Origin of the sequence: uncultured Eubacterium sp. (assembly GCF_934561735.1) — a bacterium.
GTDB lineage: Bacteria > Bacillota > Clostridia > Oscillospirales > Acutalibacteraceae > Eubacterium_R.
Map to the genome: position 1 here is coordinate 114,484 of NZ_CAKTGT010000004.1, position 19,163 is coordinate 133,646.

The following is a 19,163-nucleotide window of genomic DNA, read 5'->3' on the forward strand; positions in this document are numbered from 1 at the left end:
CTTTGTTATTTTCCTTCGTAATAATTACCGAGGAATGAAAATTCAGGCAATTCGTCCGACAGAGCACAAAGCAAATCAAGCGTTTGCTCATCTCTGACCGAGCCTAAAATATCAACATAAAAATAATAGTCAAATTTACCGTTTGCAATAGGTCGTGATTCCAATTTTGTAAGGTTAAGACCGGTCATTGAAAATCTGCCGAGCACTCTGTAAAGCGAACCCGTACGGTGAGGTGCGGAGAAAATAAGCGAAATTTTTTCGGCATCGTCATCAATAACAAGTTCCTTTGAAATCACGATAAAGCGAGTGGTGTTGTTTGTAACATTTTGAATACCTTTGCGGATAATCCTGAGTCCATATTTTTTAGCCGCACTTTCACTGCAAATTGCGGCAATATTATTCTTATCGCTTTCTGCCACAAACTTTGCCGCAGCGGCTGTATTGCTGAAGTTAATGCCCGTAAAGTCAAAGTTTTTAAGGAATATATTACACTGACTGAGTGCCTGCGGATGTGAATAAACATCATCGATATTTTCAAATTCAACACCCGGCTTTGCACAAAGGCAATGGTCCACCCTTAAATCATATGCACCGACGATGAAGAATTTGTACTTCATAATCAAATCATAAGATTCGTGCACCGAACCTGCAGTTGAATTCTCTACGGGAATAATACCGTAACGGGCCTTATTTTGGTTGACAGCCTCAAAAACATCCTCAAACTGCTTGTAAAAAATTATAGGAGAATCCGGGAACAGTGCCTCTGCGGTTTTGCCGCTGTATGCCCCTTGAACGCCCTGACATGCGATAGGCTCGCCGTGTGCGGTTAAATTTTTGCCGCTCTTAGCCGAATTAATCAGCGTGCGAAGTTCATCGCCTCCGCCGATAATTTTGTGTTGAAGAGCTCTTGAAGCGTCCATAATAGCCGAAAATACAGTTTTCATCGCCTCACCCTGCTCACCGCATTTTGAAGCAACATCATCAAGTATTTCAAGTTCCCTTTTCTCATTGAGAACAGGAATTCCGTTTTTCACCTTATATTCGGCAACCTGACGGGAAATATCCATTCTTTTAAGCAAAAGAGGGATAAGTTCGTCATCCAATTTATCAATTTCGTTTCTTAATTCCAACAAATCCATTAAAAGTATTTCCTTTTTTACATCATTAAATCAAGCAGACCGATTGCAACCGCAGCCTCAACAACGGGTACTGCACGAGGCACAATGCAAGGGTCGTGTCTGCCTTTAATCTCAAGCTCGGCATTTTCCATAGTTTGAAGATTAACGCTTCTTTGCTTTGAAGCGATTGACGGAGTAGGCTTGATTGCAACGGACACCACGATAGGTGCACCGTCGGTCATACCGCCCAAAACACCGCCGTTATTATTTGAAAGAGTGGCAACCTTGCCATCCTTAATTTCATATTCATCATTAACATTTGATGCGTTTTTGTCGGCAAAATCAAAGCCCAAGCCAAACTGAACACCCTTTACGGCAGGAATACCGAAAAGAAGTGAGGCAAGTTTGCTTTCCACCGTATCAAAAATATTTGCACCGACACCTACGGGAAGTCCCACGGCAAAGCATTCAACAACACCGCCCACACTGTCAAGGTTAACTCTTGCCTTTTCAACATCGGCACGCATTTTTTCTTCAACGCTCTCATCAATAACGGAAAAGGTTTTTGACGAAAGTTCGCACAGCATATCGGCACTTATATTATTATAATCAACCGCAGTGTCGCAAACCGAGCCGATTTGTCTGATGTGAGCACCAACGGTAATTCCCTTTTCGGCAAGGATTTGCTTTGCAACCGCACCTGTAAAAACAATAGGTGCAGTAAGTCTGCCGCTGAAATGTCCGCCGCCGCGAATATCGTTAAATCCGTTGTATTTAACATAAGCGGGATAATCGCTGTGACTCGGACGGGGAACGGTCATCAAATTTGAATAATCGCCGCTTTTTGTATTTGTGTTTTCAATCACCATGGCAAGCGGCGCACCCGTTGTAACGCCGTCAAGAACGCCCGACAAAATGTGCGGAATATCCTTTTCAAGCCTCGGAGTGGCGGTTTTATCCTTACCCGGAGCACGGCGTGACATATCTTTGTATATTTTGTCCGTATCAAGCTTAACGCCCGACGGAAGTCCGTCGATAACACAGCCGATAGCTTCACCGTGACTTTCGCCAAACACGGAAATTTTAATATTATCACCTATCGATGAAGACATTTGCGTTACCTCCGATACTGTTAAAATCATTGAAAAAGTCGGGATACGACTTATTTATACTTTGTGCGTCATCAACTGTTGAAAGGCCGTCAACACCGGTAGCGGCAACCGTCATAGCCATAACAATTCTGTGGTCGTTAAACCCTTTCATATTTGCCGCATGAAGCTGTCCGCCGAGAATTTCCATACCGTCGGCAGTTTCTTCAACCTCCGCACCGAGTTTTTTAAGATTATATACTATGCTTTCTATTCTGTCCGACTCCTTATATCTGAGCCGTTGAGCGCCGGTAATAATGGTTTTTCCGCTTGCATATATGCCTGCAACGGCAAGTGACGGAACCATATCCGGAATATCCGTTGCATTGATTTCTATGCCGTGAAGCTGTGATTTTTTTACAACAACACGGTCATTATTGACGGTAACATCTGCACCGAATTTTTTAAGAATATCGGCAATTTTCTTGTCACCCTGCGTGCTGTTGACATCAAGTCCCGTAAGAGTAACATCACCGAAAAGTGCACCTGCGACCATAAAAAACGCCGCCTGCGACCAATCCGCCTCAACCGTGTAATCACGCTTTTGGTACACTTGATTGCCCGGGATAAAATACGAATTTTCTCTTTCTTCAATCTTAACGCCGAAGTCCGCCATAACCTTAACGGTCATATCAACATAAGGCTTGGACTGAAGTTCTGTTGTAAGCACAATTTCGCTGTCGCCGTCAAGAATCGGCAGTGCAAGAAGCAATCCCGTGATATACTGCGAGCTGACATTGCCTGCAATTTCAAACCTACCGGGCATAAGTTTTCCGCTGACTGTAAGCGGCAAAGTGCCCGTGCAATCGCACTTCACCCCGTGTTCGGGAAGCAAGCGAAGATAGTCACCGATAGGACGCTCGGGGAGTTTACCCCTGCCGACAAATTTTACCGTTTTGCCGAGTGCCGCCGCAACGGGAATCATAAATCTCAGCGTTGAGCCGGACTCTATGCAATCGGCAATCGGCTTGTTATCCCGAAGTGCCGATATGACGCCCAGGGTTGCCTGCATATCCTTTGAATCTATAAGCGGAGATACATTGCCGCCTCCTGCCAAAAACGAGCAAATAAGTGCTCTATGAGCCGCTGATTTTGACGGAGGAACCTGCACCGTTCCGCTGATATTCGATTTTTGTATTTTTGCTATTCTCATTATTTCAAACCGAAGAATTTCGGTATATCCTCATTCTTAATTTTCTGCGTAAACGACTCGCCGATTTTGCTCAAAAGCACAAAGTTGATTGAATCCGCCGTACGCTTTTTGTCGGCGTTCATACAAGCGATGATGTCCTGCAAAGTGTTGCTGTCCTCGGTCATGAGATTGTACTTTTTGAGCACATTTGCAATGCGTTTGCAAGTACCTTCTTCGGTAATTCCGTTTGCCTCGCCGGCTTTTGTAATCATTACCATACCGATGCCGACAGCCTCGCCGTGCGAAATCGTTGTGAAGTTGTGCAATTTTTCAATAGCGTGACCCGAAGTGTGACCGAAATTGAGAAGTGCTCTTTCGCCGTGCTCCTTTTCGTCACGCTCAACAACACCCGCTTTGATGCTGACGCATTCAAAAATAATATCGTCGATTATGTCCTTGGCATTCTGCTTTTCCGTTTCTTCAAACAACGAAGCGGATTTTATGCAGCCCGTCTTGATAACCTCTGCCATACCGTCCGAGAAAAAGTGCGGCGTCAAAGTGTTAAGCGTGTTAGGGTCAATAAGAACCAAAACGGGTTGATGAAACGCTCCGCAAAGATTTTTGCCCTGAGGCAAATCAACCGCCGTTTTTCCGCCCACGGATGAATCCACCTGAGCAAGAAGCGATGTCGGAATTTGAACAAAATCAATACCTCTGAGGTAAATTGCGGCGGCAAAGCCTGCCATATCTCCGCAAACACCGCCGCCGAGAGCAACAACAAGGTCATTTCTTGTAAGCCCTTTTTCTGCCATAAATTCCACCATAGAAATTACCGTGGCTGTGGTTTTGGACTCCTCACCTGCGTCAAAAACAAAGGTGCAAACATCGTAACCGACTGATTTTAGCTGTTCTTCAACGGTGTTGCCGTAAATTTTGTAAACATTGGTGTCGCTTATCAGGCAAACCTTTGCCGCATTTGACACCTCTTTGATATATTTTCCGCAAGAGGACATCAAGCCTTTTTCAATAAAAATATTGTACCCCTTGCCTACTTTTACATTGAGTGTTTTCATTATCCGATTTCTTCCTTAATCTTGTTCGCTCTGTTCATCAAATCCTTGAGCGCCGGAGCGTCCTCATTTACGATGTTATATTTAAACTGCATAAGATTTGATACAAGGTCGTCAATTTCTTTTACAAGAGCATCTTTGTTATCAATGAAAAGGTCTGCCCACATATCCGCATTGATTCGTGCAACTCGTGACACATCACGGTACGAGCCTGCCGAATATCCGGCATGTGACGGAGCAAGAGGAGAAAGCACATATGAGCACGCAAGCACATGAGCGATTTGCGAAGTAAACGCAATCATTTCGTCGTGGTGCTCGGGAGTTGTTACAACCGTTCTTGCAAAACCCATACCCTGAGCAAGCCCTACAAGTGCGTCAATTTTGTTACGAGGCGTGCCGTCAACCGGCGTCACAATAAAACTTGCATTGTCATACAAAGTGTCAAGGCTGTTGTCGTAACCGCCGACTTCCCTGCCTGCCATCGGGTGAGCACCGATAAAGTAAAAATCAAGCTTTTCCTTTTCCATAGCACGGCAAATCTTTGTTTTGATGCCGCAGGAATCGGTTACAACGCTGTCTTTTTTAAAGCTGTTTTTGTGCTCCAAAATAAACGGAACAATAGCCTCCGGATAAAAATTAACAAAGGTGATGTCGGCTTCTGCCATAAGGGAGTCAATATCGCCCGTTCTGTCGATAACACCGTCACGAAGAGCCTTTTCTGTAACAGACTCTGTTCTGTTCCAGCCGAGGACGGTGTGGTTGGTATTCTTTTTTAGGGTCTTTGCCAAGCTGGCACCGATAAGACCCAAACCGCAAATTAAAATGTTCATTAGTTTGTCATCCTGTTATACATAAAAATACATATTAATATTAACTTATAAAAGACCCAATGTCAAATTATATGCGAATAATGTAATAAATTGTTAACAAAGGCAAAAAGACAAAATATGTATGCAGACAGAAAAAAGGGCCGTGGATTTCTCCACAGCCCTTTTGTAATTTTTTACTCACCGTCGCCGAGCAAATCGTAATTATCGTCCTTGTTAAGGTCGTTCTTACCATTTTCTTCAGGATTCGATGCAGTTACCACACCGTTGCCCGACAATGAATATTTCCTGATTTCTAATTCAGGCTCAGAATAAAATTTCTTCATTACTTTTACCTCCTTAGAAAATCTTAAAATGTATCTGTCGTATTTGTAGGTGTTGTAACCGGTGAATATTCGGTTACAAGTTCGCCCTTGGCATTCTTGTAAGTCAAGTAAGATACCCACTGAAGACCTACTTGAGAAACAGCCTTGCCTGCGATTGAAGATGTCTTAATTGAGACTACAAATTGATCGCCGCTTGTTGTGTAATTTGACTTAAGTCTGTTTACACCGTTCTTGCCGGCATTAGCAAGTTTGAGGTCACTGCCGTCGCCGTCAATAGCGCCGTTCTTGTTTATCTTGAGCAAAAGACCTTTTTCAACCAATTCGCAATTAGAAGGAAGTACGAATTGAGAGATGATTGAGAGCTTTTCGCTCGGAGCAATAACAAGATCTGATCTTGAGTCAACTCTTGCACCGTCACTGTTGCCCGGTTCTGTAATAATGCCTTGCTTAACACCCAAGTTGTAGGTGTATTCATCAAGAGGAATAAGGAGTGTATCCTTGTGAACACGGAATGAGTAATCTGTGCCAAGCTTTACAACCTTACCCTTTGTGATAGCAGCAGCTACAGGGTTCCAAGCTCTTGTGTCTTCAGTACTACCATAAATGTAACCGCCGTCTTTGAATGGTTCCGGTACATCAGGTTGTGAAGAACCGTGTGCATACCAATCTGCAAGATCATCTGCACCAACCTCTACCCAAGCATAAACTTCAGGGTTATTGTAATCAGCAATAGCTCTGCCGGCATCTGCAATAGTTGTTGTCTTAGAATCATTACCACGGTTAACTGTGTAGTGCATTGCTGTGCCGTTATATCCTTCATCAGCAGTTTGGCCGCGTTTAAATACTAATTCATCGTTGTACTGAAGATTTTCAATCTTGAAATCAAGACCGGTTTGACCGTAACCGTAAGACATATCTACAACATAAACTGTGTAGTTCTTTGAACCTGTAAAGTTATAAACAAGTGTGATGTTGGTATTGTCTGAAATAGTTACCTTTTCACCTGCGCTGTAAGTCTTGCCGTTTACCTTGAATGAATCGAAGGTGTAGTACGGATACTTAGGAGCAAGAGAAGCATTAAGTGTAAGTTCTGAGCCTGTTGCAACATAATCTGTAGCAACAATGGTTGAGTTGATACCGTTGAAGTATGTAACCTTGCTCTGATTTGTTGTTGATGCACTCTTTGTAGTAAGAACTGTGTCACCTCTGATGATGAATGTAAGTTCTTCTGTTGTTGAGAAAAGCTTGTTTGCAACAGTCGATGTAGGTGATGTCATTTGATAATACCAGTCTACTGTTGGTTTGCTTGGAAGTGCAACTGTAACTTGTGTACCGTATGCGTATTCTCCCTTTTGATATGCCTGTGATTGGTCACCGTCAGGAACAATTGTTACTGTGTAATGTCTGAGCTGAATGCCGTTGAGAGCATTTGTAACAGCGTCATCACATTCTTTTTGAGTTGCGAATGCTTTACAAGTAACTCTTGAAGTACCGAGAAGTACTGTTTGAGTGTCTGTAAGTTTAGCAAGAGCAGCATCTATAGCTTCTTGGTCATAAGCATCAGGGTCGGTCATCTTTGATCTGCCCTCTGCCTTCAATGCTTCAAGTACAGATGAATCAACTGTGCTTTCAACAAGGAGTGATGCCAAACCAGGAATTGTTTTTTCTGCTTCTTCTTTAACAGCCGCAACAACATCGGTTTCGTCCTCGTAGTGAGTCTTTCTTTCTGCGGTTGACATTGTGTAGAAATGCAATTTGCCGATTTCATCTGCAACTGCCTGAACTGAAGCAGCTGTGTACTTGTTGTCTTCTACGCTGTCAACAAGAGTTGCAACTGCGTTGTCTACAGGAGTGAAATCAATCATGTAAACAAGTCCGTTAAATGCGTTTGTAAGTGCTGTTGTATATTCGTCAACTGCGCTTTGATCGGAAGCAGCTACATTAACGATATTAATGTCGCTGTATTCGTTTTGATACTTTGAAAGTGCTCTTTCGTAAGCAGTCTTAAATGTAGTCCATGTTTCAGGTCTAACCTTAGCTTCATCTTTGTTGTAAGCATTTTCGGCAGCTGTAAGAGCGTTCTTGAGAGCTGCATTGCTTGCAGCTTTTTGAAGGTTTTTCTTAGCCAACCAAAGTGCATCGTACCTTCTGTCGCATTCTGCAATGATGTCGGCATATTCCATATTGCCGTAATCAAAGTTTTCGTTTGCTTCTTCAATAGCGTCTGTAAGAGTCTTCCATGAAGCTGCAGTGTATTGATTCTTTGTTGCAACAAAGTCAGCACTTGAACATTGGTCGATAAGTTCAAACAATGTGTAAAGGTCTACAAATCTTACATTAAGTGCAAGCTTTGCTCTTTCGAAGTCATAACCTGCGAAGTTTGCGAATACGTTGTCGCAATATCTCCAGAAGAATACAATACCGAAGTATGCAGTTGAGTTACCGAGTTGGAGAGCCTTTGAAACCTTTGAAGGTTTGTTTATTTCATTTACCGGTGCACTTGTGTAGTCTGTGATTGTTACAGTTGTTTTTGTATTGAACTCTGTCCAGCCGTTCTTTGCGTAAATACCGCCACGGCCCGGAGCTGTTGAACCGTCTGTAACTTCAAGTTCTTTAATGAAATCATGGTCGGCATTTGTGATGTCGGCACCTGCAGAGTCAACACCGTAAGCCTTACCTGTTGACTGTGTAACCTTAGCGGATGTAATAGCAACATCCATACCGCCAACATTAAATTGAGTTGAAGCCTTATAGTCTTTAAGCTGTGAAGCAGTCAAGCCGCAATCTGTAGGCCATTTGCTCATACCGCCTGCCTGCTTTGAAACAATTTCGCCTGATGTAAGTCTGTTGGCATCAAGGATGATTGAGTCAAATACAGTTTCGTAGTCGGTACCTGTTTGAACATTCCATGAACCCCATTTTGATGTCGGAAGTTCATAAGTATAAGATGTACGCTCTGTTCTGAAAATAATCGGGTCGGTTGTATATTCCCAATAGAACTTTTGGCAATTTGCTCTTTGACCTGTAAATTCAGTTTTAATTGTTCTGCCCTGGCTTGCAGGAGTACCGTTTGAAATTTGTGAGAAAGCAGGCTGCAAACCACGAACAGCACTGACAATTTTTGTTACGATGCCGGAATAGTTTGAAATAGCCGCTGTAACGGTTTCCTTAATTCTGCCGTTGAATGTGCCGAGTGATGCCTTATATGTTTCGGCATCGCTGAGAGCAGATTCAAGAGTCATGTAGTTACCGTACTTGCTCTTGTCTTTTTCATATGTCTTTGCATATGCGATTGCCGATGTCAACGAATAGCCTGTATCAACCATTACATTGTCAAGGTTAACTTCTGCCTTTTCAATCAAAGCACAAAGTTGAGTGAGGTAATTTTCTACCTTTGCCTGAGCCTCGGCTGAGTCTTCGATTTTTTCCGTATCAAAGCCGTAAGCCTCTTCCGAGCCCCAAATAGCAATTTTGATTTCTTTGGTAAGAGCAGTGATTGTTGTTGCATCAACAGTGCCACTCTTGAAGTAAGTTACATTGTGAGCAAGAGCCTCTGCGTTGTCAATAGCATATTCAAGAGTCTTTGTTTCAACAACAGTCTTGATCATACCGTTCTTGAGGTTTTCTCTTGCAGTTGTGAGAGGTTGAGTGTACTGTTCTGCATCAGCCATTACCAAATCATTTGTGTAAAGATTTGCAAAATAACCTGTTGCTGCCTGGTACTTTGCTTCAAACTCATCCCATACTTCTTTATTATACTTTGAATAGTCGGCATTGCCTGAGTTGTAAATCTTCTTTGACTTTGAGATTTCGCTCTTCAATGCATCGTAAGCAGAAGCACCTGTGTCTTCTGTAACTTCAGCTTCATTGATTCCGTCGATGTACTTAGTGATCTTTTGACCTTCTTTAAGTACATTGTCGGTTGTAAGAGTTTTGATGTTTGCTTGGTTTGCATAAGTTGTTGCGTTGTCAAACAAAGCAATGAGATCGTGCAAGCCGTTTTGCTTGTAGCTTGAAACTGCCGCAAGCTTGCCGAGCATGGTTCTGTTTTGGATAGCGTCTGCAAGACCCTTGTAGTTGAATACGGCGATTCTTCTTGGTTGAATTGTGTAGTTACCGCTTGAATCCTTTACGCCGTTTGTGATCTTGTAGCCCTTCATGTTACCGTCTACGGCTGTAACATCTGTACCTTCGCTACCGCCGTACCAAGCCCAGTACTGACCTACTCTTCTGTAACCTCTGTTGTCTGTAGCGTCTGATGTAAAGTCGGCATTGATTGCAGTGCCGTCAACCTGGAATGATGTAGCATAAGCATTCCAATAGTTACCTGCAGAGTAACCGAGGTTATCCGACTTACCTTCTGTAATATTGTTTACTTCGGCACCTACATAAGCACTACCGTTATTACGGCAGTTGTTGAAGTCAAGGTTGTTGGTACCGTCCTTACCCTTCCAAGTAAGTTCTTTGTTATTGTCGTTAAATGTAGAAATACAGTTGAAGTTTTTATCTACACCGATTTTCTTATCCGACCAGTCCGAAGTGGAGTTGGCAGCCTGACAAGCATAAACATTGTGGATATATCTTGCCTTATTTTGAAAAGCATTACTGAATGTTTTTCTTGCCATGAACATAACAGGCATGATGGCAGGTGTTTTGCCGTCATAAAGAAGAACCGTGTTAGGGAAATAAATCTGTACATATGTATTGCCTGCTTCATCAAACTGAGCAGCCATACCGGAAGAATCGCCACCCTTTTTATCGTGGTTTAAGCCAACGCAGTCTTCGGTGTAAACGATGTTGCTGTAATATGTAACTGTTGTGTTGTTAACAAGGCCCTTACCTTCGTTGCTGGTGAATGAAGGCTGAAGAGATTCAAACTGACCTGTTACATCATCAACCCAAGCTTCCATTGCCGCAGTTTTTGCAGCAAGGTCTTCGGAAGCCGCATCGAGTTCTGCCTCGGTAGGAGGAGCGGTTGCAGCACCGTATGCAAATGCGTCACGATAGCGAACAGCCTTTACATATGCCTCATATGCAGGGAGCATTTTTTTGTAAACAAGGCCGTTTGTACCTACATTGGACATTTTTTGTTCGTAAGCGGCAATCTGCTTGTCGATACCTTCAACGCCCGGGATAACCTCTACTTCTTCGCTATACTTGCAAGTAACGGAAGTTTTGCTTGCAGTAACATAGATATCGGACCAAGGAGAACCCGAAGCAGATGCACTTGAGCACATAACCATAAGGGTTACATACTTTTCTTTTTGTGCGATTGCATAGTTGAATGCGTCCTTAACATCTACAGTAACTTTACCGCCGCCGGTAATTTCGCTTCTGGCGATGTCGGTAATCTTTTGAAGATTGAAGTAAGTTGTTGCTTTGTTGATATGATCCGAGCCGGTGTAAAGGGTTGAAAGGCGTGTATCCCCACCTGTCAATTCGTTGGCTTTGTCATTTGCAACATAGTAAACGCTGAGGGAAACAGCACTGTCCGACTCACCGGCAAACGCCGTGCTTTCGAAATTAATATCAAAAGATGCGGAAGTGAACTCGCTTGCACTGGAAGAAACATCCGAAGTGTTGTACTGCCAATAAGCAAGAGAATAACTGTTGTCCGTGCTGTCGTTTACAATTTGATAGTACGAATTCTTGAAACGGCCGCCATCATAGTTAATCAAACCTGTTTTGCTGAACTTAGCAGTAGCGGTTTTTTCAACTATAACGTTGTCCGTTGTAGAGTCAGCCAATGCTGTAAGAGGCAGAGCGGTAACAATCATTAACACTGCCAACAAACAAGCTATTGACTTTTTGAATAGTCTTTTAACCATTTAAAAAACCTCCCTAAGATTTAACGAATTATGTACATAGATACAGTTTATACATAATACCATTATTTAATTCTCTTAAATAATAGCATATATATCAAAAATAATCAAGAGAAAAATGAATTTTTTTAACAATTTGTAAATTTTTTAAAAAATGCCCTATTTACGCGGTTTTTGACGGATTATTTTGGTATTTGCGAAAAAAGTTTATAAAAAAATTTTTTGCGGATTTAATTTTTTGTCAATTTATTATATGCAAACGCCAAACTATAATGATATTTATTATATATTATATACATTTATATTGGGTAACCGTAGGGGCGAACTGCGTTCGCCTGCGGAAATACGGGAAGATAATATCTTCCCCTACGGTATTTACGGGAGGATGATGTTCTCCCCTACAGTATTCATTGTTTTGTATATTTATGCGTGTTTTGTTGTAAATATATACATATAACAGCGAATTTTTGCAATTTTATTTGTATTTTTATGCAGAAATTTGCAAAAAGGGGTTGCAATATAAATATGAAGTGATATAATAGTGACAGTTAGAAAAAACGGAGCCGCAAAGGCGGCATAAAGGAGTTTATATTATGGACAAGAAAGACATCAAAAAAGTTGTTCTCGCATACAGCGGCGGACTTGATACATCAATCATCATTCCTTGGCTCAAGGAAAACTACAACAACTGCGAAGTTATCGCAGTAAGCGGTGATGTAGGACAGGGCACGGAGCTTGACGGACTTGAAGAAAAGGCACTTGCAACAGGTGCATCAAAGCTTTACATCCTTGACCTCAAAAAGGAATATGTTGAGGATTACATTTGGCCTTGCCTCAAAGCAGGTGCAGAATACGAAAACTATCTTCTCGGCACATCTCACGCTCGTCCTTGCATTGCAAAGGCACTTGCAGAAGTAGCCAAGAAAGAGGGTGCAGACGCTATCTGCCACGGTTGCACAGGTAAGGGCAACGACCAGGTTCGTTTTGAGCTTACACTCAAGGCATTTGCACCTGAGATGGAAATCATTGCTCCATGGCGTGAGTGGGACATCGTATCCCGTGAGCAGGAAATCGAATATGCAGAAGCACACAACATTCCTCTTAAAATAAACCGTGAAACAAACTATTCAAAGGACAAGAACGTATGGCACCTCAGCCACGAAGGACTTGACCTTGAGGACCCGGCAAACGAGCCGCAGTACAACAAGGAGGGCTTCCTTGAACTCGGCGTATCGCCTGAGCAGGCACCTGACGAGCCTACATATCTTACACTTCACTTTGAAAAGGGTGTTCCGACAGCTATTGACGGCAAAGATATGGGTGCACTTGAAATCGTTGAAAAGCTCAACGAAGTAGGCGGCAAGAACGGCATCGGTCTTCTTGACATTGTTGAAAACCGTCTTGTAGGTATGAAATCCCGTGGCGTGTATGAAACTCCGGGCGGCGAAATCCTCTACAAGGCTCACGAAATGCTTGAAACAATCACACTTGACAAGGAAACACAGCACTACAAGAAGCTCATCGCTCAAAAGTTTGGCGAACTTGTATACAACGGTCAATGGTTTACTCCTCTTCGTGAAGCACTTTCTGCTTTTGTTGACGAAACACAAAAGACTGTTACCGGTGATGTAAAGGTTAAGCTTTACAAGGGCAATGTTATCAACGCAGGTATCACATCACCGTACACACTTTACGATGAAAATGTTGCATCATTCGGTGATGACGGCGGTGCATACAATCAGGCAGACGCTGCAGGCTTTATCAACCTCTTTGGTCTTTCAATCAAAGTAAAGGCATTGCTTGACCAAAACAGGGACAACAAGTAAGGCAATTTCCCTTTACACAAGGGAGTAATAATATCAACTCTGTTTGACAATACAAATGTAATATATTATAATTAGGGCGGTTAGTAAATGACCGTCCTAAACTTTTAATGAGGTACTTATATGGCACAATTATGGAAGGGCAGGTTCAAGAAGGAGCTTGCCAAAGAAACCAACGACTTTAACTCATCCATCGGCTTTGACTGCCGTATGTTTGAGCAGGATATTAAAGGCTCGATTGCACACGCAACAATGCTTGGTGCAACGGGAATCATCGACAAGAGCGAAAGCGACAAAATCGTTGACGGCTTGAACGATATACTGAATGACATCAAAAGCGGCAAGCTCCACATCGACATGGAAGCCGAGGACATCCACACATTTGTTGAGGGCGAACTCACGGCAAGGCTGGGACAAACGGGCAAGCGACTTCACACCGCACGCTCAAGAAACGACCAGGTTGCACTTGACATTCGTCTTACTCTCCGTGACGAGATTGACGAAATCATTGCAAAGCTCAAAGGTCTTGTAACCGTTCTTTGCAACAAGGCGGAGGAGCACAGCGAAACGATTATGCCGGGCTACACGCATCTTCAAAGGGCACAGCCAATCACATTCGGTCATCATTTGATGGCATACTGTGCAATGATTTTGCGTGACATTGACCGCCTCGGCGATGTTAAAAAGAGAATGAACATATGCCCGCTCGGCTCGGGTGCTCTTGCCGGCACAACCTATCCGCTTGACAGAAATATGGTTGCGGATTTGCTTGGATTTGACGACATTACATACAATTCGCTTGACGGCGTATCAGACAGAGATTTTTGCATTGAACTTGCAAGTGCACTTTCGCTTGTAATGGTGCATCTTTCACGCTTCAGCGAAGAAATCATTATGTGGTGCAGTTGGGAGTTTAAATTTGTTGAGCTTGACGACGCATTTTCAACAGGCTCATCGATTATGCCGCAAAAGAAAAACCCTGATATTGCAGAACTTGTAAGAGGCAAGAGCGGACGGGTTTTCGGCGACCTCACTACCCTGCTCACCGTTATGAAAGGCATTGCACTTGCATACAACAAAGATATGCAGGAGGACAAAGAGGCTGTATTTGACGCTGTTGACACGGTTAAAATGTGCCTCAACGCATTTACTCCGATGATTGACACAATGACTGTGCTCAAGGACAATATGCGAAATGCGGCGGCAAAGGGATTCATCAACGCTACGGACTGTGCGGATTATCTTGTAGGCAAAGGTTTGCCGTTCAGAGATGCGTACAAATGCACAGGCGAACTTGTTGCACTTTGCATAGACAAGGGGCTTACGCTTGAAACGCTTCCGCTTGAAGAATATCAAAAGATTTGCGACCTCTTTGATGACGAGGTTTACACAGCGATTAATCTTGAAAAATGCGTAAATGACAGAAAGGTTGCAGGCTCTCCGTGCCCTGAAAATGTTTTGGCACAGGTTAAAGCCGCAAGAGAAAAAATCAAATAGCACATTGAGGTGTTAACTATGATAACAATTACCGACAAGACACAATTTGACGATGTTGGAGAGAACAAAATCATCCACGGCGACATAAATAACATTGAATTTGAGCAAAGCAGCATTACCTTTAACGGCTCAAACAACATAATCGTGATTGAAGACGGGGTTAAGATGAAAAACTGCATGCTGAAAATTAACGGCGAAAACACGCTGTTTTACCTAAGCAAAAGCAAGCATTGGTATTATCTTGACATCACGGGCAACAACAATACTTCAATTTATTTTGGCAAAAACTGCTTTCTCAACGGCAGACTTGTTGCCGTTACATCCGAAAGGCAAAATATTTTCATCGGCAACAACGGATTGTTTTCTTACGGAATAACATTGCGTACAGCCGACCCGCATTTGGTATTTGACTGCGAAACAAAGCAACGCATAAACCACAGTGCATCGGTGCTTTTGGGTGACCATGTTTGGCTTGGTCAGGGTGCAATGCTCCTCAAAGGAACGCAAATCGGCTCGGGTTCTATCATCGGAGCGGCGGCAGTATGTGCCGGCAAAAAAGTGCCTTCCAACGCATCTTATGCCGGAAATCCTGCCAAACTCATCAAACAGGGAGTGTTTTTCACCAACAAGTGCGTTCATCAATGGACGGAGGAAACAACCTCCGAAAACGAGGTTGACAACAGCGACGAATGGATTTATTCGCACGACAAAAGCACGGTGAGCCTTACATCGGTTGACGAAGCACTCAAAAAGTGCAAATCGGCAGAAGAAAAGCTTGAATACCTCCAAAACGGCCTCCCGAAAGGCAAAAACAGATTTTATATTGAGCCGAAAAAAATAAAAAAAGGTTTATTTTCAAGATAAAGTAAAAGAGTACGAAGCAAAGAAAGCCTCGTACTCTTTATTTTCTGCTATAATTTTGAAATGATTTTGGAATACCGTGTATTCTTACGCATTTGCTCACGGTTTATCCTATGCTGTGCAAATACGAACAGAGCCGTGCCGATGAGTAAAACAACAATTCCGGCAATAATCCTAAAGAGCAAAACATTGCTTGCCATATTATCAAACACAGTGTTCCACACGGCAGGCGAAACCGTAACCGTCCCGATATGTGCAAGCCTCATCACAAGCGATGACAAAACCGTCGCAACACCGCCTGTAATAATTCCGCTTGAAAAATACAGCACAAACCGAACCTTTTTATCATAAATATAAGCAAGTATAAATGCCGCCAAAGCAAACATAATAGCACAGGCGGAAAAGCAATGAACAGCCCTTGTGTTTTGCCTTTGCACATCGTTTTTCAAAAATTCAAGATTGTGAATTCCTACGGTATCCGAATAAATCTGCTGGGCTTCCGTTGCAACAAGGTCAACGGTTTTATCAGGCATTTTTATATCATTTGCTTCGATATATTCACCAATTGTTGACTTAAAGTAATTATATCTGCTGCCGTTTTTCAGCGTTGCGTCATTTTCATCAAACAAGAATTCAGCCGCTTGACTGAGGCTTTCTTTTGTATCAAACTTCACCTTTACACTGTCAAAAACATCAAGCGGAAGATTGCTTTTCGTTGACAAGGTCTTATACTTTTCAGTCAGTTGCTTATCGCACTCATCTGCCAAAGCCCGAGTTGAAAAGGAGTTAATATAAAAATTCTTATTACCTATCGTTAAATGATTTACGCCCGATATAACGGCAACAACAAGCGAAACGGCTGTTATCACCGACAACAAATAAGACAAAATTTTGCGTGAGGAAGCGTGCATCATTCGGTCACCTCCTCATAAACAAGTGCGGTGCAATCGGACGAAAAACCGTATTTTTCCGCATTTTGGAAGTAAAGTACAATGCCTTTACTCACATCGCAATTATATGTAAAAACTTCATTTTCATTTTTTACCGAAAATTCGTTTTTGTACTCATATTTATAAGTTTTATCACCGACAACTACGGTAATATTTTCCTTATCAAACGGCTCAATTTGATTTTTCAAAACGAGATAATACCCTACCCCGACTTCACCGAAGCGAGAACCTTTTATAAAGCACGCACCGTTGTTCAAAAACGAGTAATCATATCCGTCAACAACCGATATTTCACTGTCGCCGAATTGAAATTTTGCAATTTTAGTGCTGCCGTTTTTTGAATCAAAATAGGCAACATCACTATTATTTGTTACATCAAAAAAAGAGCCGCCGAAATTAAAACCCACAATAACAGCGGCAATGATAATTCCCGCAACAAGCGGAAATATCACTGCTTTTGTCAAAACGGATTTTTTGTTTTTCGGCGTTAATTTACTGTTGTTTATCATTTAGTTACCAAGCTGATTTGCCATACTGAAGGTCTTATTTTTCTTTGGCTTATAAGCCGGCGGATTTTTAAGTTTCTTTGTATATTTATTATTTTTTGCAGTAAGCTTGTTAACCTCATGAACGGCACCTGCCATATATTCGATCATATACTTATCGGCAACAGCCATCATTTCCTTATCGTTTTTCATCTCTCCGAGAATAGTTACGGCAATAACATCCTGAACATCATTTATACCGTCCTCATACACTTCGTTGAGCAATTTGAAAAGTTTTTTACGCTCTGCTTCCGTGCCGTTTTTAATGACATCAAGCACCTTAGGAGTGCCGTAATTCATAAAGAAATCTTCAGGCAAAAACTCGCCGTATTGCATAACATTTCTCTTGATTTCATCCTTAAATTCGGGATAAAGTGTGCCGAAACGATTTGCAAGGCTGTCCACATCATAGCTTACAAGACCGTTTTTAGCCTTGGTTCTTGATACAGATTTAGGCATTTTAACCTTGTCAAGATTAACCTGCTTGCGTACCTTGAAAAGTCTTTCAAGTTCATCAACAATCTCGTTTGATGTTGATTTTACATCTCTGTCATCAATAACATCAAGTTCAAAAAGGCTGCGTGAAATGGTATTGTATTCGGTTTCATCGCCCTTATCCTCATAAGCACATTCAAATTGAAGAATGTTTGTACTCTTATCGTGAACAAGACGATAAACGCCCTTTTCGCCTTTAAAGTAAATCGATGTTTCGTCCTCGGCAGTTTTTTTAAAGCCGAGTTCTTCGTTAACGGTAGAAAGATTTTTTTCTATATCCTTAAATGCCGAAGTTAATTCCATATTAGCTGTTCTCCTGTTTATTCATTCCCTGCTGTTCAACAAGTTCACCGATGGTTTTGTCACCGTCTGTACTGTCTACATAAAGGGTTTTGTTTATTTCCAATTCTAAATTTTGATGTTCTGCCTTGCGTACATAATATCTGTACACAAATATCATCATACTGTACCCGCCGATGACAAGGACAGCTCCGAAGCACGCTTCAATGATAAAATACAAATCAAAAGCTTTGCCCATTGCTATATTAACTCCCCCGTTTTCGGTGAGATACATATTTTGGCTGAACGAAAAAGCAAAATTTGCCGCACAAAGAAGTATCAAAGCAACACCGACACAAATCATAGCCGAAGCGTAATGGCTGAACATTTTTGTGCGTGCACCGTTGAGCATATAAATTTTAACGCAAACGGCTATTATAACAATAAGCACCGCAATAACCAGCATAACCGCAGTTCTTCCGAGTCTGCCGACAAACTGCGAAAACTCAACATTGTTGTCTATTCCCATAGCCTCATTAAACGCCGTGCAAGCAAGCTCAACGGCACTGTCAAGTGCCTTTTCGTCAAGTTCAAATCCGTTATAACGGTAAAATTCGGTTATGCCGTCACGATAACAGCCCTCGATATTTGAACTTTCGGAATAATCATAATTGCCGCCGCTGAATGCGGACTTGACTATTTCTTTTTGTAAAGTACTGATTTTGTTTTTTCCCACGGCATATTCAAACGCCTTAGGTTCAATACCTGTTTTTTCGGCTATTACGGCTGTCTTTTCGTTCAAAGAGGTTTGTATAGCCTGTGTAACATTATCTCCGCTGAGAAACTTGCCGTAAAAATCGGCATTGCCTATTGTGGGAGATGCAACTGCGAGAATAAAAAACAAAAACAAAAGCAGTGCAAGCAGCACATCGTAAAATGTGCCTTTAATCTTGTATAACCTGTGCATATTCATCTTCATCAAACTCCGTTGTTTGTGTTGGTGCCGTTGTGGTCAAACTGTCGTGATGATTGCCGCTCGGAAAAAACGCAACATTGTCACTTGCGAGAAAAACACATAAGCTCACAACAATAATTGCAAAAATAATCGGAATAAGTATACCCTTAATCTTCAAATTACGACTGAGCGATTTTTCGGTTTTGTTAACAAAATCGCTGTTTTTTTCATTTTTCAGTATAACCGCCCCTTTACAAATTTTTAATTTGTTGCAAGACACAATCCCACTAATTAATGAATTATAACATATCA

Annotated in this window: 15 protein-coding genes; 3 read left to right on the forward strand and 12 right to left on the reverse strand. The window is 42.1% G+C overall.

Annotated features, from left to right (window positions below):
* Nucleotides 1-5 precede the first annotated feature (5 nt).
* The 7 genes from Q0E08_RS05240 to Q0E08_RS05270 all read right to left on the reverse strand — a co-directional run bounded on the left by Q0E08_RS05240 (nucleotide 6) and on the right by Q0E08_RS05270 (nucleotide 11,449).
* Entirely contained in the window at nucleotides 6-1,139 is a 1,134-nt protein-coding gene (locus Q0E08_RS05240) for a bifunctional chorismate mutase/prephenate dehydratase (RefSeq protein ID WP_294777692.1), read from the reverse strand.
* 17 nt (nucleotides 1,140-1,156) lie between these two features.
* Nucleotides 1,157-2,230 carry a chorismate synthase gene (aroC, locus tag Q0E08_RS05245; RefSeq protein WP_294777694.1) on the reverse strand — a complete coding sequence of 358 codons (1,074 nt, stop codon included), beginning with the start codon at nucleotides 2,228-2,230 and terminating at the stop codon, nucleotides 1,157-1,159.
* Nucleotides 2,211-3,419 (reverse strand): 3-phosphoshikimate 1-carboxyvinyltransferase, encoded by a 1,209-nt coding sequence (gene aroA, locus Q0E08_RS05250; RefSeq protein ID WP_294777696.1) that lies wholly within the window; start codon nucleotides 3,417-3,419, stop codon nucleotides 2,211-2,213. The genes aroC and aroA overlap by 20 nt, the downstream gene beginning before the upstream one ends.
* Nucleotides 3,419-4,471, reverse strand: a complete 1,053-nt coding sequence (gene aroB / locus Q0E08_RS05255) for a 3-dehydroquinate synthase (RefSeq protein ID WP_294777698.1) — start codon at nucleotides 4,469-4,471, stop codon at nucleotides 3,419-3,421. The genes aroA and aroB overlap by 1 nt, the downstream gene beginning before the upstream one ends.
* Nucleotides 4,471-5,298 carry a prephenate dehydrogenase gene (locus tag Q0E08_RS05260; RefSeq protein ID WP_294777700.1) on the reverse strand — a complete coding sequence of 276 codons (828 nt, stop codon included), beginning with the start codon at nucleotides 5,296-5,298 and terminating at the stop codon, nucleotides 4,471-4,473. Before Q0E08_RS05260 ends, aroB begins: the two co-directional genes overlap by 1 nt.
* A 173-nt stretch (nucleotides 5,299-5,471) precedes the next feature.
* Nucleotides 5,472-5,621 (reverse strand): hypothetical protein, encoded by a 150-nt coding sequence (locus Q0E08_RS05265; protein ID WP_294777702.1) that lies wholly within the window; start codon nucleotides 5,619-5,621, stop codon nucleotides 5,472-5,474.
* A 23-nt stretch (nucleotides 5,622-5,644) separates the two neighbouring features.
* Nucleotides 5,645-11,449: a hypothetical protein gene (locus Q0E08_RS05270; RefSeq protein WP_294777704.1), complete on the reverse strand. Its 5,805-nt coding sequence runs from the start codon at nucleotides 11,447-11,449 to the stop codon at nucleotides 5,645-5,647.
* Between the two features lie 590 nt (nucleotides 11,450-12,039).
* Here Q0E08_RS05270 and Q0E08_RS05275 point away from each other — a divergent pair.
* From Q0E08_RS05275 to Q0E08_RS05285, 3 genes are all read left to right on the forward strand, one after another.
* Nucleotides 12,040-13,272 (forward strand): argininosuccinate synthase, encoded by a 1,233-nt coding sequence (locus Q0E08_RS05275; RefSeq protein ID WP_294777706.1) that lies wholly within the window; start codon nucleotides 12,040-12,042, stop codon nucleotides 13,270-13,272.
* 120 nt (nucleotides 13,273-13,392) lie between these two features.
* The gene (argH, locus tag Q0E08_RS05280; protein ID WP_294777708.1) at nucleotides 13,393-14,766 is read left to right on the forward strand and encodes an argininosuccinate lyase; all 1,374 of its coding nucleotides are present in this window, start codon (nucleotides 13,393-13,395) and stop codon (nucleotides 14,764-14,766) included.
* Between the two features lie 18 nt (nucleotides 14,767-14,784).
* Nucleotides 14,785-15,630: an acyltransferase gene (locus Q0E08_RS05285; protein WP_294777710.1), complete on the forward strand. Its 846-nt coding sequence runs from the start codon at nucleotides 14,785-14,787 to the stop codon at nucleotides 15,628-15,630.
* A 47-nt stretch (nucleotides 15,631-15,677) separates the two neighbouring features.
* Here Q0E08_RS05285 and Q0E08_RS05290 read toward each other — a convergent pair whose 3' ends face one another.
* From Q0E08_RS05290 to Q0E08_RS05310, 5 genes are read right to left on the reverse strand one after another with little or no spacing between them, the layout of a single operon-like run.
* Nucleotides 15,678-16,541 (reverse strand): hypothetical protein, encoded by an 864-nt coding sequence (locus Q0E08_RS05290; RefSeq protein WP_294777712.1) that lies wholly within the window; start codon nucleotides 16,539-16,541, stop codon nucleotides 15,678-15,680.
* Nucleotides 16,538-17,086, reverse strand: coding sequence for a hypothetical protein (locus Q0E08_RS05295; protein ID WP_294777714.1), 549 nt, complete (start codon nucleotides 17,084-17,086; stop codon nucleotides 16,538-16,540). Before Q0E08_RS05295 ends, Q0E08_RS05290 begins: the two co-directional genes overlap by 4 nt.
* Entirely contained in the window at nucleotides 17,087-17,920 is an 834-nt protein-coding gene (locus Q0E08_RS05300) for a hypothetical protein (RefSeq protein WP_294777716.1), read from the reverse strand.
* 1 nt (nucleotide 17,921) lies between these two features.
* Nucleotides 17,922-18,863 carry a hypothetical protein gene (locus tag Q0E08_RS05305; RefSeq protein WP_294777718.1) on the reverse strand — a complete coding sequence of 314 codons (942 nt, stop codon included), beginning with the start codon at nucleotides 18,861-18,863 and terminating at the stop codon, nucleotides 17,922-17,924.
* On the reverse strand, nucleotides 18,841-19,131 hold the full coding sequence (locus Q0E08_RS05310; RefSeq protein WP_294777720.1) for a hypothetical protein: 291 nt from the start codon (nucleotides 19,129-19,131) through the stop codon (nucleotides 18,841-18,843). Before Q0E08_RS05310 ends, Q0E08_RS05305 begins: the two co-directional genes overlap by 23 nt.
* Between the last annotated feature and the right edge of the window lie 32 nt (nucleotides 19,132-19,163).